Raw genomic sequence first — 15,972 nt, forward strand, 5'->3', positions numbered from 1 at the left:
GACTACTTTATTTTTACCATGACTATCTCTCACAAAGACTATTACAAGATTGCCCTACCCTTTATTGTTTCAACCGTCACTCAGCCACTGCTTGGCGCGGTAGACACTGCCGTCATCGGTCAGCTAGGTGTTGCAGAGCTGATTGCTGGTGTTGCCGTCGGTACAGTGATTATGAATACCTTGTATTGGTTATTTGGCTTCTTTCGTGTCAGCACGACGGGTCAAAGCGCTATAGCACTCGGAAGAGGTGATCAAAGTCTTCTTGCAAGCAGCCTGATGAGACCGTTTGTGCTCGCCGCCTCTGTTGGACTGGTGTTTATCGTCCTGCAATCTTTGCTCTGGCAGGGTGCGCTTTGGATCATTGAACCTGAAGCCGATGTGGCGCAGCAAGCTGAGATCTACTTTTCTATTCTTATCTTTGGTGCTCCGTTTGTCTTGCTCAACTACACCGTTATTGGTTGGTTAATGGGTCAAGCGAAAGCAAAAGAAACGCTCTATACCCAAGTCTTTGGCAACGTTCTTAATATCGTGCTTGATGCTGTATTTGTACTCTATTTTGACCTTGGTGTCGCTGGGGTTGCCTATGCGAGCTTGATCGCTCAAATAGTGATGTTCGCCATTGGTATCAGTTTGGTGCTCAGAACAGCTGGAGTATCGTTGTCATCGCTCATGTCAGCTTCAAAGATGACCAAAAGCGATCTCGCGACCATCGTCTCATCAAACACAGATCTACTGCTACGCACAGTTTGCTTGCTCACCTTCTTCAACATGATGGCACGAACAGGGGCTCAGCTTGGTACCGACATCCTCGCGACTAACGCTATCCTGATGCAGATAACCTTTATCGTCAGCTACCTTTTTGACGGCGTGGCGAATGCATCGAGTGTCTTCGCAGGAAAAGCGGTCGGCGAGAAAAACCCATCCATGCTTGATCGCGTTTTGAAGCTCAATTTCCAGTGGACAGCTGGATTGATTGTTCTGCTCACACTAATCGTTGCTCTATTTCAGAATCAATGGGTTTACCTATTCACAAGCCTAGAGACCATCGTCGGCTTGTATCAGGAAATGACGCCATGGCTACTCGTGTTCCCTCTAGTGGCAGGTTTCGGCTTGACCGTGTACGGCATATTTACCGGAACAGGAACGACAAGACCGGTTCGAGACTCAAGCATTGCGACGCTGATTGTGTTCCTTGCCGTACAGGCATTTAGTGTCGAACTATGGGGAAATCATGGCCTTTGGCTCGCCTTTACTCTGTTCTACTGTGGTCGTATTGGCTTCTTATACCCATTCATAGTTCAAGTAAAAAAGAAGTGTATTGAGTAGAAAAGTAACTCCCCTATCCATGCACTGAAAAAATAGCTAAATCACTCTCATTCGAGCGCTCATTAAGAGCGCTTTTTATTGGTTGTTAAAGACCACTTTAAGGCCACAATAGACAAAATTAGCTCTCGATCACACTTCTAAAAACAGTTGCAAAGTGGTACGATTGTTACGTTATAACATCAGTCGTCAGAGCCACTCCGTGAACGCCCCAATCCTTACTGTCAACCAGCTTTCAATCCAGTCAGAAGAACGCGTCTTGTTCCAAGATATTCAGTTCGACATCAACGCAGGTGAAATGCTTGCCGTAATGGGTCCATCTGGTATCGGTAAGTCAATGTTGTCAAAGGCAATTGCAGGCTTTACTCCTGACTCGATGGTGGTTTCAGGCGATATCTTCTTAGCGGGCACCAACGTAAGTAATGTGTCCCTCATAGAGCGAGCACCAGAGCAGCGCCCAGCGTTTATTTTTCAGGATGCTCTTCAGGCTCTAAATCCTCTTGTAACGGTAGAAGCTCAGTTGACGCTGGCACATACCGGTTGGCGCACCAAGCCCAAAGCAGATGACCGAAGCACTATCGCCGCATTACTCACGCGACTTGGCTTCTCTGACCCTTCAGCAATCCTCAAGCTTTATCCAAGCCAGCTCTCTGGCGGTCAAAGACAGCGGATCTGCATCGCCATTGGGCTGCTAAGTAAAGCGTCTCTGTTAATTGCGGACGAACCAACGAGTGCGCTAGACCCGGTGACGGAACAAGAGATCCTAACGCTAATCAGAGAGAGTGTAAGAAACACCAACATGGCTGGCATTCTTATCACTCACGATCTCCATAGCGCATTAGAGTGCAACAAAATGGTGGTGATTGATGAAGGCCGAGTCATTGCCTACGGCGAGCCTCGCCATGCGCTCGAATGCAGCGAACATGATTTTTGCCAATCGTTAAGAGGATTGATCTGATGCCAGCTATTTCCTCGGGACAAGCTGTTTGTCTAGAACAAGCCAAGCACGCAGATAACGCTGCAGTATCAAGTGTACTGTTTGAAGATGTCAGTGTGCACCACTACTCAATGCCCAAGTGGCTGGGCGGTAAACCTTTTAAAGCACTCGATAAGGTGTCGCTCAAGGTTGCCGAGCGCAGTGTAGCGATTGTCGGCCCTTCGGGTGCGGGCAAATCCACAATGATTGAACTCTTGTTTGGATTACGCGCGCCACAAGAAGGTCGCATCAAGGTGTTGGGACACACGCTGCCTATCACTTCTAACAAAGAGTGTCTTGCGCTGTGTAAGCAAATCCAGCTGATTCCGCAGGAGCCACATACTAGCCTCAACCCTTATTACACCGTTGCCCAAGTGTTGACTGAACCGCTAGAGAGCCTAGGTATTGAGGGCAACCATCAGCAAAAAGCACAACGAGCACTAGAAGAAGTTGGGCTTCGACCAGAGCTATTAGCCCTGACGCCAAGTCAACTCTCTACAGGTCAAGCGCAGCGCGTCGCGATTGCCAGAGCGCTCATCGTTGAGCCTGAGTTACTGGTAGCCGATGAGCCCACCAGCAGCCTTGACCCAGTTAACCGCCAGCGTCTTATTGATCTGCTGAACACGCTCAAGCAACAAAGAGCGCTTAAACTCATTTTAGTCACGCACGATCTCGGCGCAGCCAGTGCATTGTGCGATGATATTGTGGTCTTAGACCAAGGGCAAGTTGTGGAGCATGAATGCGCTACTCGCATTATGAACTCCCCGACTCACCCAACAACCAAAGCGTTAATCCACGCCCAGTCGCTGACTTCGGCGGCCAATAAACATAACACCAACTCACAAACACAATAGAGAACCCTCACTATGCGTTTCCATTCCATTAAATTAGCCTGTGCGCTTGCTTTAGCTTTGCCATTAACAGGCTGTTTTGATTCAAAAGAAGAAGCTCAAAATACAGCCACTGACACGGCGGTAAAATCAGAGATTCGTGTTGCTATGATGCAGCCACCGCGTACAGGTCTGTCGCCACTTTCAGACGATGCTTTCAAGCTTTCTCGTTGGAGCACGGCGGAAACGCTTATCAACCTAACACCGAAGTCAGAAGCAGAGCCAATGCTTGCAACGGAATGGGAACAAGTTGACCCACTAACCTGGCACTTTACGATCCGTGAAGGGGTTAAATTCCACGATGGTTCAATGCTGGATGCCAATGCAGTGGTTAACTCACTTCAAAAAGCACTCGATGCCGCGCCAAAGCCGCGTATTCTTGATGGCATCGACCTTGAAGTGACCGCATTGAATGCAAGCCACGTTGAGATCAAAACGACCTTCAACGATCCACTGCTCCCAAGCCGACTATCAAGCCCTCAATTGGCGATTCTGGCTACCAGCGCATATCAAGATAACGGCCGCGTTATCCCAACAGGTGCAGGTACTGGTCCATTCGAGCTTGTAGAAATCAACGGCACCACCAGCGCAAAACTAGAGCGCTTCGATGGCTACTGGGGCGAGAAAGCTAAGATTGAGACGGTTATCGCAGAATACGTACCAAACGGCTTTGCTCGCGCTGCAGCACTTCGCACTGGTACGGCTGACGTTGTAGAAGCCGTGCCAGTTTCCCAAATCGCGACACTGGATGAAAACCTGCTCCACGAAGTCGCTATGCCGCGTACCAACACTCTTTACCTCAACAACAAGTCTGAAGTATTCAGTCAGCTTGAGCTGCGCAAAGTGGCGGCGACTGCCGTTGATCGTGAGCAGATAATCCGTACCGTTTACGAAAACCATGCCGATATCGCAGAAGGCCTCCTAGGTCCTGCTCTCGCTTGGGCTGCACCAATCCGTCCAGAAGCAGCACCTCTAGAAGAAGGTAAAAAAGCTAACGGTGAGAAAATCGTTATCGGTACCTTTACCGACCGTGCAGAGCTACCAGAAGTTGCAGCACTACTTAAGCAGCAGCTAGAAGCGGCAGGCTTCCAAGTTGAGCTTGATATCCGCGAGTACGCGCAAATCGAAAACGATGCACTGTCTGGCAAATTCGATGCGTTCATCCTGTCACGTGCAACTGTACTGGACTCAGGTGACCCAGTGGCTTACATGCAAAGTGACTTTGGTTGTGAAGGTTCATTCAACCTCGGTCAGTTCTGTTCTGAAACCGTAGATGAAGCACTGACTCACGCCGATCTGCAACCTCTAGGTGAACCACGCCAGAAGGCTATCATTGCTGCTGAGCAAAAAATCCTTGCTGAGTTCGCTGCGATCCCGCTGCTTCACGAGCGTGTGGTTCAAGGTGAAAGTGTGCGCGTAACAGATGCGGTTCGTGACCCAAGTGAGCGCCGTCTGATCGACGCACAAACTAAGGTTAACTAAGCGCAATGATGTCTGCTGGTGCACCTAGACTGTCGTTAAACGCGATCGCCCCGTGGCTATCGCGTTTAGCGTCGCTTATTGTCGTCGTTATCCTTGTAGGTTTAATGCCGGATATTGCTGGCATCGACCCAAGCCAATCAATCCTTCGAGCTCGTGCTGGTCAGCAACATCTGCTGACGCCCGAAGCACTTGCAGCGGTCAGAGAGGATCTTCAACTCGATCGCTCTGCCACTGAAAGGCTAATTGATTGGCTAGGTGACGCCCTTCAAGGCGACTTAGGGGTGTCTTGGATTGATGGCACATCGGTCTCAGAAGGTATTCAGCAGACATTGTCTACCTCACTTTTCTTAATGTCACTCGCACTCGGGCTGACGTTTTTTCTGTGCGGTCTTGGTTTACTGCATACGCTCTATCGATGGAAGGTCAACAAACTCGCTCAAACTCACAACAGTTTAAGTACGGTGCTGATATCGCTGCCAGAGTATGTCATCGCCTCGGTACTGATACTGGTCTTTTCCATCTGGCTGGGTCTATTTCCACCTTATGGTTGGCAGAGCTGGCAAGATATCTGGCTACCAAGCCTAGCGCTGGCATTACCTGCCAGTGGTTTATTTAGCCGACTTCTCAGAGACAGCTTGCAACGCGTTCTTAACGAACCTTGGGTCATTACTTGGCTGAGCGCGAATGTTAGCCCAAACCAAATCCTAAGGTTTGCGGTAAAACGCGCTATTAGTAGCCTAATTCCTCAGATCTCGATGATCATGATTGGCTTAACCGGCGGCGCAGTTGCTGTAGAGCAGATCTTCTCTATTCCCGGGATTGGCCGACTCATCCTTGGCGCTGCTAAAGCGCAAGATTTGCCGATGCTGCAAGGTGGGCTTCTAGTACTGCTACTGATCTCGATCTTTATTAGTAGTATCGGGCTACTTATCCAGCAATGGATTCTTGGACATAGCTTAAAAAGCGGCAAGCTGATCAGTAGTCACACGACGTTCTCATTCACTTCGAGTAAGGGCAAGCGCCTCACCGCTTACTCTATTTTTGCGGTTCTATTTCTGGTTTTTTTATGGTCGCTAGTTCGGGACCCATATACTAGCCAATACGTCAGATTAGCCGCACCTAGCCTTGAAGCGCCGCTTGGCGCAGACGGTATTGGTCGAGACTTAATGGTTCGTATTGGCGCAGGTATGCTGTCGACGTTCAAAGAAGGCTTCATCGCAACCTTGCTGAGTTTACTTGTTGGCATCATTTTGGGATTCAACACCAGAATAAGCCAAGGTCTTATCGAGATTACTAAAGGCGTGCCGTACATTATTGCCGGTCTGTTGGTTGCGGGTTTAACTGGGATGCATCCGAGTAGCGCAATGATCGCTATCGTCTTTGTGTCTTGGGCACCGCTTGCAGCTCACTGCTCAAGCCTCATTGCGGAGGCCAAAGCTCAGCCCTATACCCACTTAGCCCCTATCTGGGGAACGGGTCGCGTTAAGGTGCTAAGACATTACATTCTACCTTACGTGATGCCGCCACTATTGAGGCACGCACTACTAAGATTACCAGTGATCACCTTAAGCCTCACAGCGCTTAGCTTTATTGGTCTAGGTGCCAAGCCACCTTCACCAGAATGGGGGTTGATGATTGCTGAGAACTTGCCGTATATCGAACGAGCTCCACTAGGCGTAATGGGACCGATAGCAGGTCTTGTTTTGATGGGTGTGGCGATCAACTTGTTGTTCGATGATTAAGCTGTCCATGATCCTAATCAAGGTGTAAATATGCCGCCTTGATTACTATCTGGCAAAACAAAATTCTAAGAAGCAATGCAATGAACAACAATCACACACAGATTACCCTTGAGATGGTAGATTGCGCGATAGCAAAGGTGGAAACGGCCAATCACGTTTCCCTTGAAAGCCTAAAAGCTTTGCTAAGCACTCAACCAGAACAAACTCTTGAGATGTTTGGTGCAATGAACGCGCTGGAGTCGCTTGACGATAAATACAAGCAACTTATGACCAAGTACCCACAGATGCTTGAGAACGCTCAGCATGTGTTGGAGACATCGGTTTTGCTTGGATAAAACAGCACAAGCGTATGACAGATAAGAAAAGAGCGAGCATATCGGTAATATGCTCGCTCTTTTGGCTTATGAGTAACAACACCAGTGACACGGGGGGCTTTCAGCCATCAAAACTGATAGCTAAACGAGCCACCAATCTTGTTATTATTCCCATAATCATCTTCAGATAAAAACGCAAACAGGTTAAATGAGGCGTTCTTATTAATTTTGTAGCTCATGCCCAAACCACCCCAATAACTCGTGTAGTTTTCCGAACCTACAGCACCGCCAGCAACAGCTAGAACGCTCCAATCTGTGTCTGCGATTGGTCTTACACCGAACATACCAAGATAAACGCCGTGGGCTTTGCTGCGCATTAGCACATATTCATCTTCAAGATCATTATCTGACGGAACAGCCATCTCGCCATCGTTGTAGCTGTAACCCGCCATTGGGAAAAGCATCCAACCAGCAGGCGCGATATCGAAAGAACTCAGTGGCACGTAAGTTCCGATGCTGTAGTTGTTTCGATAGCTGTCGTTTTCGTAGTCGGTACGGCTGAAGTTGAAGTTCAAGATGCCAAGATCAAACAACCAAGAACCACCGATTCGCCACTCTCCCGTGTCATTGACTCGGCCGTTGAGCATTCTTACTTCGTCGAGACCAATAGAGCCCGACAGTGAAGCTGTATCTGAATAGCCAACACCAATCTTAGTGACAATCTTGGTCGGGTCTTCATGGTGCTTTTCGTCTGCTGAGACACCCGTTGTGATGAGCAAACCGAAAACAACGGAAAACCCTACTGCCTTTATAACTGAATGTATTCTTTTGCCTTGATTCATGAAGGTGCCTCATTATTGGCGAAATTAGAAGCACAGATCATAGCCAAGGTCGCTTTTGGCAAGCGCACTGACAGTGCAAAAAAGCCAGAACACAAGGTTCTGGCTTTTAATAACATCATGACGATCGCAATGACGAATTAATCCAATATCTCTACAGGCGTTTTATTGGGTTTCAGTTTCTCTCGAAGCGTCTGAAATACCGCGTAGAAGCCAGGTGTGAGTACTGCCCCTAACGTCATAACACAAAGAATACCACCAATGAGTGCTACACCCATGTTGTTTTGAGCCACGGAGCCGGCACCATCCGCCAAAACCATAGGAACAATACCCAGTACAAACGACCAAGAGGTCATATTTACTGCTCTAAAACGCATAGTACCACCTGCGATCGCAGCTTCCTCGATCGATAAGCCTTCATCCTCACGTTTTATCTTAGCGAACTCTACGATGAGGATTGCGTTCTTAGCCGCGAGGGCTATCAACAGAACAAGACCAATTTGACCATAAAGCGTGAGCGCCATGCCGTTGGCCGCCAACGCAATCATAGTACCGACCGCCGCTGTTGGTGCTGCAATAATGATGGCCGCTGGCAGTGCCCATGACTCATATTGCGCGGCCAAAAACAGGTAGATGAAAATCAGCGCCAAGCCAAATGCGTAGGCAATTGCGTTACCCGCCATTTTTTCTTGCAGCGCCATTGAGGTCCATTCATAGCTGTAGCCAACTGGCAACACCTCTTCTGCCACTCTTTCCATAGCAGCAATGGTTTCACCAGACGAGTACCCCGGCGCTGTCCCTACAAAGATCTTCGTCGCGGCTAGCATGTTGTAACGGTTAGTGATATCTGGAACCAAAGTAGGCTCAATACTCGCCACTTCCGATAACGGTAACATCTCACCCGCAGCGGTTCGAACGTGAATACGACCAATATCCTCTGGATCTACACGTTGCTCAGGCTTAGCTTGCAGGTACACATAGTAAGTTCGTCCCCACAATGAAAAATCATTCACACGTGCTGACGCAAGGTTCGTCATAATGGCTTCGTTAATCGTCGAAACTGGGATGCCATATTGGCGCGCTTTTTCTCTGTCAATATCGATAGCGAAGTGCGGAACGTTCGCTCTAAACAATGAGAACACACCTTGCAGTTCAGGTTGCTGGTTCGCGGCGGCAATCAACTCTTGCATAGTTTGCGCGAGCTCTGCTTTCGGTCGGCCTTGAAGGTCTTGCAACATAAACTCAAGGTTAGCACCAGAGCCGATACCCGGAATCGCTGGAGGCGTTATCGCCATTGCAATACCTTGAGGGAACTGACTTAACGCGCGATTTAGCCTTGCTTGCACGCCCGGCGCAGTATTGTCTCCTTCTAAGAGACGGCGCTCTTCCCATGGTTTCAGGTCAACGAAGAAGGTTGCTGAGTTTGCCTGACGTGAGAAGGTCAGGATACCAAAGCCGACGGCTCCACCAACGTTATCAACCGCAGGGTCGTCAAGAATGATCTTTTCGACTTGTTCAGTAAACGCACTGGTTCGAGCCAGCGACGCGCCATCTGGCAGTTGAACGATCGCGAGCATGGTCCCTTTGTCTTCGTTCTGAATAAACGCCGTCGGGATTTGCTGATTCATCGCAACCATAACGCCAATCGTGCCACCAAAGAGCACCAATAGCACAATGGCTTTACGCACCACAACCGTGACTGCTTTGCCATAAACCGCAGTGACCTTTTCAAATCCACGGTTGAACGCAACAAACCATTTAGGTTGTTTCTCTACTCGCTTCATGATGAGCGAGCAAAGTGCTGGCGATAGCGTCAATGCATTAACGGCAGAGAGAATCAGCGCAATACAGATAGTCAATCCAAACTGCGAGAACATCTGCCCTGTGATACCAGGCAAGAAGCTAACTGGAAGGAAAACGGCCAGCATAACCAAAGTTGAGGCAATAATCGGCCCAGTCACCTCTTTCATTGCTTCAAATGTCGCCTTCGCTGGCGAATAGTCTAGGTTTTCATTCAGTAGACGCTCGACATTTTCAATCACCAAAATCGCGTTATCCACCACGATACCAATGGCAAGTATCAGGCCAAACAAGGTAATCGTGTTGATGGTAAAGCCAATCGCATCCATAAAGAAGAAGGTGCCGACGAGAGATACTGGTATAGCGACCAAAGGTACAATCGTCGCGCGAATATTACCTAGGAACAGATACGTCACCACCACTACCAATACTGCCGCGACCAAAAGCGTCTCTGTGATATCGCTAATGGAATCTTCGATGAAGTTGGTGATGTCGAACGGATACGCATAGTCCATATCATGTGGCCAAGGCGTCTCCGCGAGCATTTCTTTAATCGCAGCCCCTGTTTGCAATGCATTCGCACCCGGTGCCAATGAAATCGTCATTAACGATGCCGGCTTACCGTTAAGTCTGGCGTACGATTCATAACGATCGTTCCCCATCTCAATATCTGCGATATCACTGACATAAATATTGCTGCCATCAGCATCGGTTTTCACCATGATCGACGCAAACTCATCAACGTCAGTAAGACGTTCCTCACCTAGTAAAGGAATTTGGAATGACACGTCATCACTGACTACGGTCGCGCCTAACTGACCAGCTGGTGATTGCGCATTTTGGTCAATGAGTGCTTGTCTAACTTCGCTGGTTGTCACGTTCAGCGCTTTCATTTTGTCGACATCAAGCCAGATACGCATTGCGTAACTGGTACCAAGTACATTGGTATCACCGACGCCAGGAATTCGAGCGAGGCGATCCTGAAGGTTGATTTCGACCCAAGTATTAAGATGCGTTTCACTGTAGGTATCATTCGGAGAGTGTACGGCCAGCGCCATCAAGGTATCTGACGATGCCTTAAATACCTGCACACCCATGCTGTTAACAACCGCAGGCAGTAACGGCAGCGCCGCAGACACGCGGTTTTGAACGTTAACCTGCGCCATATCTGGATCAGTACCGATATTAAACGTCACCTGCAGGCGATAAGACCCGTCGTTAGCCGCTCGCGAATCCATGTAGAGCATGTCGTCAACACCGTTAACCTCTGCTTCTATGGCGGCACCGACAACGCTTTCTATCGTTTCCGCACTGGCACCAGGGTAGACAGCAACGACGTTAATCACTGGCGGCGTAATGTCTGGATAGTCAGAAACTGGCATCATTTTGATGGCGACAGCACCAATAAGCGCTAACACAATCGAGATGACAAAGGCAAATTTGGGACGATAGATAAAAAACTTGCTTAGCATAGTTAGCCCTTATTATTGAACCACGACTGGAACGTTTGGACGAACGCGGACTAATCCATCAGTGATCACTTGCTCTCCCTCGCTAACGCCGGATTGAATGAACACCTGATTGCCGTCACGAGACAACACCTCGACCTCACGGCGCTCAGCGAGCCCTTCATCATTGATAACGTAGATAAACTGCATCATCAGATCCTGCATAACCGCTGACTGAGGAATCCAGAAGCCGGTTTGCTCGCTCTGGCTTGTTAACAGCACACGAACGACTTGGTTGGGTCTAAGTGCATTGCTTTGATTTGAGAACTCAGCAGCGGCTTGCAGTGTCCCTGTAGAGGTATTCACCTTGTTATCGATAAAGCTGATAGTGCCATTTTTCCCATGCTCATCGAGGGAGACAATCACTTCCCCAGACTGATCGATTGGGAAACGCATGTAGTCATCTTCACCCAGTGAGAAAGAGGCGTTAAGTGGGTCAAGCTGCGCAATATCGATCACAGGGCCTGCAATCGGTGACACCATATCGCCCAAGGAGAAGTTGCTTTTACCAAGCTGCCCATCATAAGGAGCGCGAATTTTGGTATGCCAGAGATCGTTTTTCGCACTGTCCACCGATGCTTTCGCTTTAGCTAAACCAGCTTCTGCAATCGAGAGGGTTGCGCTTGCATCATCGAGGTTCGCCTCTGTGGCACTACCTGACTGAACAAGTTCGTTGGTTCGATCATAATTTAGCTGAGCTTGTCGTTTGGTGGCCTCAGCTTGCTGTTCGTTAGCAATAGCAGATTGGAGTGCTAACTTGTAAGGCGTATCATCGATCTGAAACAGCACATCACCTTTTTTAACGTATGCGCCATCCGAGAAATATTGCTGGTGTAGATACCCTGATACACGCGCAATAAGGCGTGCATGCTCTTGAGCTTCCAGCTTACCTGTCAAGACGATGCTTGGTTGGTATACCCCTTCTTCGGCAGAAATAGCCGTAACAGGAACACCTGCGGCAAACGCAGACGAGATGGAAATGCTCATTGCGATAGGTAAAAGCAGTGGATGTAATTTCATAGAAACCTCTAAAGAATAACTCAGGTCAAGATCTGCGAGTTTCCGTAGAGTTAGAGGGGCTTAATGAAACCACTAGCAAGTATATATGGAGAGCACTGTGGCTCTCCTCTACGGAATAATACAGATAGGAATTTAGTAGGCGTAACTCACGCTTAGAACGTGGATACGGTTGCTGTCGACGCTACCTTGAAAGTAAGGGTCGCCGTCCGCGTCTCGGTAGGTAACATCTTGCGTGCCCAAGTCTCGGTACTGATAGGCGATGCCCAATCGGTGACCGTTGGATAAGGTCTTCTCTGCGCCCATACCTAGAGACCAGTTAGCGCCAATCGCCAGCTCAGGTGACATGTTGTCGATATCGTACATTGCCGTGTCGTGTTTGATGCCCGCTTGGTAAACCCAATCGTTTTGCGCATAAGCAAGTGCGGCTCCTAGGCTGTATACATTGTTTGCTTGGTCATCAAACTGACTCCATAACTCAACACCCGTCATTACTTTCAGTGTTAGCTGGTTTGACAGCGAGTGATGGATGCCTAAGTCAAATCGAGATGGCCAAGTCACGTCTTGTTGGATGGTTCTTGTGACTTTTTGACCACCCACTGTGAGATCAACGTCGACATCGCTGCCACTGTGATCGACTTTGTGTTTGTAGTTTGCAGACAAGTAGGTCGCATCAGACAGATCATACATCGCCGATAGGATAAAACTTGCGGCCGTTGAACCGCCTTCACCTGCAATGCGCACGAGGTCAACGCCTTGAACTGTGTAACCCGCATCAAACGACGTCATCATATGTTGGATAACCAAAGCGCCACCAAAGCTCAACGAGTCATTGAACTGGTAACCTGCAGCAAAGTGGATATTGAGCGCTTCCTGCGCCATATCATCAACAAAATGCAGCCCAGTTAGACCTTTGTCATAATCCATGCCTAGACCACCATCACCGTGCAATGATGCGCCAAGCACCCAACTAGCATTAACGCGCTTAGCGTAAGCTAAACTTGGTACGAGAGAGGCGTTCTTACCGTCGCTCGAGAGACCACTATAGTTTCCACTACCATTGTGATCAGAATAGGCATCCAAGTACTGCAGTCCCAATGAAAAGCTCGAATCTTCAATACTGGTCAAGCCTGCTGGGCTCGTAATCGCTGCACTTGCATCAATGCGATTAGTACTGTTGCCAACACCCGCTGAAGAGACACTGTCAAAGGTCGCAACCTCATGCAATAAGATGCCTCCCGCATGGGAAAAACCAGAAATTGACGCCATTAGAGCAATGGCAAGAGTCGTTTTTTTCATCATATGAAACTCATGTTTGTCAGAATGACGTCATGGTATCGAACGGAAAAAAGCAAGTTGCACTGTGAGTGCGGAAATATTCTGATTGCCCATCTTCAGGATAAAATGCTGATGATTAGGCATATTGGAAAACACGTTCTAGATATACAAAAAACGCCCCTATTGGAGGGGCGTTTTACTAGGTTTGGAGCAAACTAGATTTGGTAGTTGAATTCAATTCGATGCTCACCATCTTTGAAGTTTCCATGCTCAGTCCAATTCGCAAAGTAGCGAACGTTGAAGCGTGGTGTGAACTGATAAGACGCGGCAACCTCATGAGCTAATACTGAAGATTCACCTTGGAATCCATGCTCGGTATACGCTTTTGAACCTGACAAGGTTGTCATCCACATTGGGTTATAGTTCAGCCAAATCTTGTCGGTAATTTCGATTTTGGTATAGGTACCGACCAAACCAAATGTACCCGGCACAGAGTAACCGCTAATCACTTCACCATTATCACCTTCGACGTTATTTCCAAAGGCGACACCAAGACCAGCTAATGGATAGAACTGAACTGGACCTAACTTTGGTAGTGCTTGGATAAAGCTGTAGGAGAAGGAGCCTGCTTCATTATTAAAGTCATAGTTAGCGTCAAACTGAGAGCCGCGACCATTGGTCATGTCAGCTTGAAGTCGACGAAAGCGAAGGCTATCTACACTATCGTTTGCGCTATCGCGAAAACCTAAGGTATCACCCATCGCCCCTTTGATCTCAAACACGTTCATGCCCATAGTGGTATCACTACCGGTATCGAACGTCTGACCCATTTTAAAGTTTAAACCACGATCCGTGATGCCTGCTCCTAGCTGGGTGTAAACCGCTAATGGATCGGACATGTCTTGCACTTCGTCGGCTTCACTCGCTAAAGATACAAAACTGGTGGTTGCCAACAGAGCGGCGATGGTTACGGATGTTTTCATTGATTCGGTCTCTACAGAAACGGATTTAGAGCGCTATGTTAGATTCGACCGAAAAGTGATGTTGCACAGAGAGTGCATTTTTTGAACAAAACTGATAACCGTGAGTTATCAAATAAATAACCACAACCCCATATATCATAATTTGGGGTATGTATATTCTTTACGCGTGAAACTCAAAACCGCTACGGATTGGCTCAAAAGAATCAATAAAGGCCCGCTTATGAATATCCGAAATGTTTTGAAAAATACCTATTTGATTAATGACCAACTCACCGACGACCTACTTTCGAGAGGACAGATTACGTCACTACCTAAGGGGAAGTTTCTGTTCTTTCAAGAGCAGTCTGCCGAGTACATTGCAATCCCCATAACCGGCATACTTGGTTTCTACCCTGTTGTTGAAGATGGCGCTAACGTCAGCTACAACCTCATCACGCCTGGCATCATTTTTAACGATGTTCCATATATACTTGGGGGCGGAAGCCAAGCCGATGTTCGTGCCATTTCTGACTGTAAGGTACTTCTACTCTCCTATTCACACGTTAAAGAACTAATGGACTCTTGCTGTGCATTTTCAAAAATGCTCAATCTATCGCTCGCTCGCAAGCAAAGGTTCTGTCTGACCTTGTTCAATCTCCGTGGTGAGAAAGACAAATCAGCCAAGATCCAAAAAGCGCTCGAAGCTATATCCGAAGTTACCAATGATGGCGCAATTCCTGCCAACATTGGCGTCTTGGCTTCGCTGCTCAACATGTCTCGAAACACGGTTGGTCAGTTTATTAGCCGGGCAATCGCAAATAATGAGCTAATAAAGTCTAGCTTTGGCTATCGCTTGGTTGCCAAAACTGCACTTGCTGCATAATAATTTGTTTAACAACAATAGGATGGAGATTGATTTTGGACTTAAATCTCGCAAGAACATTTGTGCTCGTTTTTCAGCATCAATCATTTACAAAAGCAGCGGATATACTGGGAGTCAGTCAACCTGCAGTAAGTAAAGCCATCCGCAAACTCGAATCAGATGTGGGTGATGCCTTATTCGTTAAGTCGGGACGAGGTATTTCCCCCACCAGCCGCGCAGTATCACTGGCTACCGACTTTCAACGAGCAATCGACATTATCGATAATGCTGTATTTTCTAAGAATCGACTCTCTATTTACTGTGTTGAAGCGCTTATGCACACTCTTGGAGATATTGAAACAGCCACGTTCAAAGTGCCTCCTTTCGATCAAGAGTTACTGTTTGATCAACTAAGGGCGCAACAAATCGATCTGGTTATCGACACGACAACCACCAAAGACTCTGCTTTTGAAATCGAATCGATCCATAGCGAACCTATCGCGGTTATTTGTCGTAAAGATCACCCTAAGATAATCGGTGATACATTTACTCGAGAGCTCTATTATCAGCTTGAGCATATCGAATACAAAGCGACCAGAGATGGGCGGTCTTTTTTAGAGGTTTTTGCAGAAGAACCGCTTGAACACAGAAACGTCGTACGCCAAGCTTCAAACCAAGCCACGATGGCAATGTTAGCCGCAAAATCTGACTGTATCGGTTTGGTATTTCAGTCTTTTGCCAAAGAGTGGGCAGATAGACTCAACCTGAAGATACTGCCTATGCCGGTAAAATGTCGAGACGTTCCTATTCACATGATTTACCACAAGCGCCGCATTCAAGATCCTCAGCATCAAGCGATTCGCGAGCTCATTAAACAGCGCATTCATAGCATTTAGGTTATGAGCCCAGTTATAAAGCAAAAGATACATTCCCACAAGGAATGTATCGCATAACCCCCACCCCATTTTTCCTTCGTCTG

General features: G+C 47.8%; 14 protein-coding genes. 9 read left to right on the forward strand and 5 right to left on the reverse strand.

Annotated features, from left to right (window positions below):
- The first annotated feature begins 18 nt into the window (after positions 1-18).
- The 6 genes from AC6I8U_RS11310 to AC6I8U_RS11335 all read left to right on the forward strand — a co-directional run bounded on the left by AC6I8U_RS11310 (position 19) and on the right by AC6I8U_RS11335 (position 6,748).
- Positions 19-1,326, forward strand: a complete 1,308-nt coding sequence (locus AC6I8U_RS11310) for an MATE family efflux transporter (protein WP_498016921.1) — start codon at positions 19-21, stop codon at positions 1,324-1,326.
- Between the two features lie 199 nt (positions 1,327-1,525).
- Positions 1,526-2,281: an ATP-binding cassette domain-containing protein gene (locus AC6I8U_RS11315; RefSeq protein WP_498018356.1), complete on the forward strand. Its 756-nt coding sequence runs from the start codon at positions 1,526-1,528 to the stop codon at positions 2,279-2,281.
- Positions 2,281-3,153, forward strand: coding sequence for an ABC transporter ATP-binding protein (locus AC6I8U_RS11320; RefSeq protein WP_498016922.1), 873 nt, complete (start codon positions 2,281-2,283; stop codon positions 3,151-3,153). The genes AC6I8U_RS11315 and AC6I8U_RS11320 overlap by 1 nt, the downstream gene beginning before the upstream one ends.
- A 12-nt stretch (positions 3,154-3,165) precedes the next feature.
- Complete coding sequence (locus AC6I8U_RS11325) at positions 3,166-4,671, forward strand: ABC transporter substrate-binding protein (RefSeq protein WP_498016923.1); 1,506 nt, start codon at positions 3,166-3,168, stop codon at positions 4,669-4,671.
- Positions 4,672-4,676: 5 nt separating this feature from the next.
- The gene (locus tag AC6I8U_RS11330) at positions 4,677-6,413 is read left to right on the forward strand and encodes an ABC transporter permease subunit (RefSeq protein ID WP_498016924.1); all 1,737 of its coding nucleotides are present in this window, start codon (positions 4,677-4,679) and stop codon (positions 6,411-6,413) included.
- Positions 6,414-6,493: 80 nt separating this feature from the next.
- Positions 6,494-6,748: a hypothetical protein gene (locus AC6I8U_RS11335; RefSeq protein ID WP_234494168.1), complete on the forward strand. Its 255-nt coding sequence runs from the start codon at positions 6,494-6,496 to the stop codon at positions 6,746-6,748.
- A gap of 107 nt (positions 6,749-6,855) precedes the next feature.
- Here the strand turns inward: AC6I8U_RS11335 and AC6I8U_RS11340 are convergent, their stop codons facing one another.
- A complete protein-coding gene (locus tag AC6I8U_RS11340) occupies positions 6,856-7,569 on the reverse strand; it encodes a hypothetical protein (protein WP_498016925.1) in 714 nt (237 codons plus the stop codon).
- Positions 7,570-7,584: 15 nt separating this feature from the next.
- On the opposite strand from AC6I8U_RS11340, the gene AC6I8U_RS11345 reads away from it, so the two are divergent.
- Positions 7,585-7,710, forward strand: a complete 126-nt coding sequence (locus AC6I8U_RS11345; RefSeq protein WP_498016926.1) for a hypothetical protein — start codon at positions 7,585-7,587, stop codon at positions 7,708-7,710.
- Here the strand turns inward: AC6I8U_RS11345 and AC6I8U_RS11350 are convergent.
- The 4 genes from AC6I8U_RS11350 to AC6I8U_RS11365 form a co-directional block, all read right to left on the reverse strand.
- The gene (locus AC6I8U_RS11350; RefSeq protein WP_498016927.1) at positions 7,707-10,838 is read right to left on the reverse strand and encodes an efflux RND transporter permease subunit; all 3,132 of its coding nucleotides are present in this window, start codon (positions 10,836-10,838) and stop codon (positions 7,707-7,709) included. The two genes, AC6I8U_RS11345 and AC6I8U_RS11350, sit on opposite strands and share 4 nt — an antisense overlap.
- A gap of 12 nt (positions 10,839-10,850) precedes the next feature.
- A complete protein-coding gene (locus AC6I8U_RS11355; protein ID WP_498016928.1) occupies positions 10,851-11,894 on the reverse strand; it encodes an efflux RND transporter periplasmic adaptor subunit in 1,044 nt (347 codons plus the stop codon).
- 132 nt (positions 11,895-12,026) lie between these two features.
- Positions 12,027-13,193 carry an OmpP1/FadL family transporter gene (locus AC6I8U_RS11360; RefSeq protein WP_498016929.1) on the reverse strand — a complete coding sequence of 389 codons (1,167 nt, stop codon included), beginning with the start codon at positions 13,191-13,193 and terminating at the stop codon, positions 12,027-12,029.
- A gap of 191 nt (positions 13,194-13,384) precedes the next feature.
- A complete protein-coding gene (locus AC6I8U_RS11365; protein ID WP_498016930.1) occupies positions 13,385-14,152 on the reverse strand; it encodes a hypothetical protein in 768 nt (255 codons plus the stop codon).
- A gap of 220 nt (positions 14,153-14,372) precedes the next feature.
- Here AC6I8U_RS11365 and AC6I8U_RS11370 point away from each other — a divergent pair, with 220 nt between their 5' ends.
- Both AC6I8U_RS11370 and AC6I8U_RS11375 read left to right on the forward strand, forming a co-directional pair.
- Positions 14,373-15,014 (forward strand): Crp/Fnr family transcriptional regulator, encoded by a 642-nt coding sequence (locus AC6I8U_RS11370; protein ID WP_498016931.1) that lies wholly within the window; start codon positions 14,373-14,375, stop codon positions 15,012-15,014.
- A gap of 35 nt (positions 15,015-15,049) precedes the next feature.
- Entirely contained in the window at positions 15,050-15,889 is an 840-nt protein-coding gene (locus AC6I8U_RS11375; RefSeq protein WP_498016932.1) for a LysR family transcriptional regulator, read from the forward strand.
- Positions 15,890-15,972: the final 83 nt, after the last annotated feature.

The sequence above is a fragment of the Vibrio sp. KUL80 genome, from assembly GCF_059725495.1.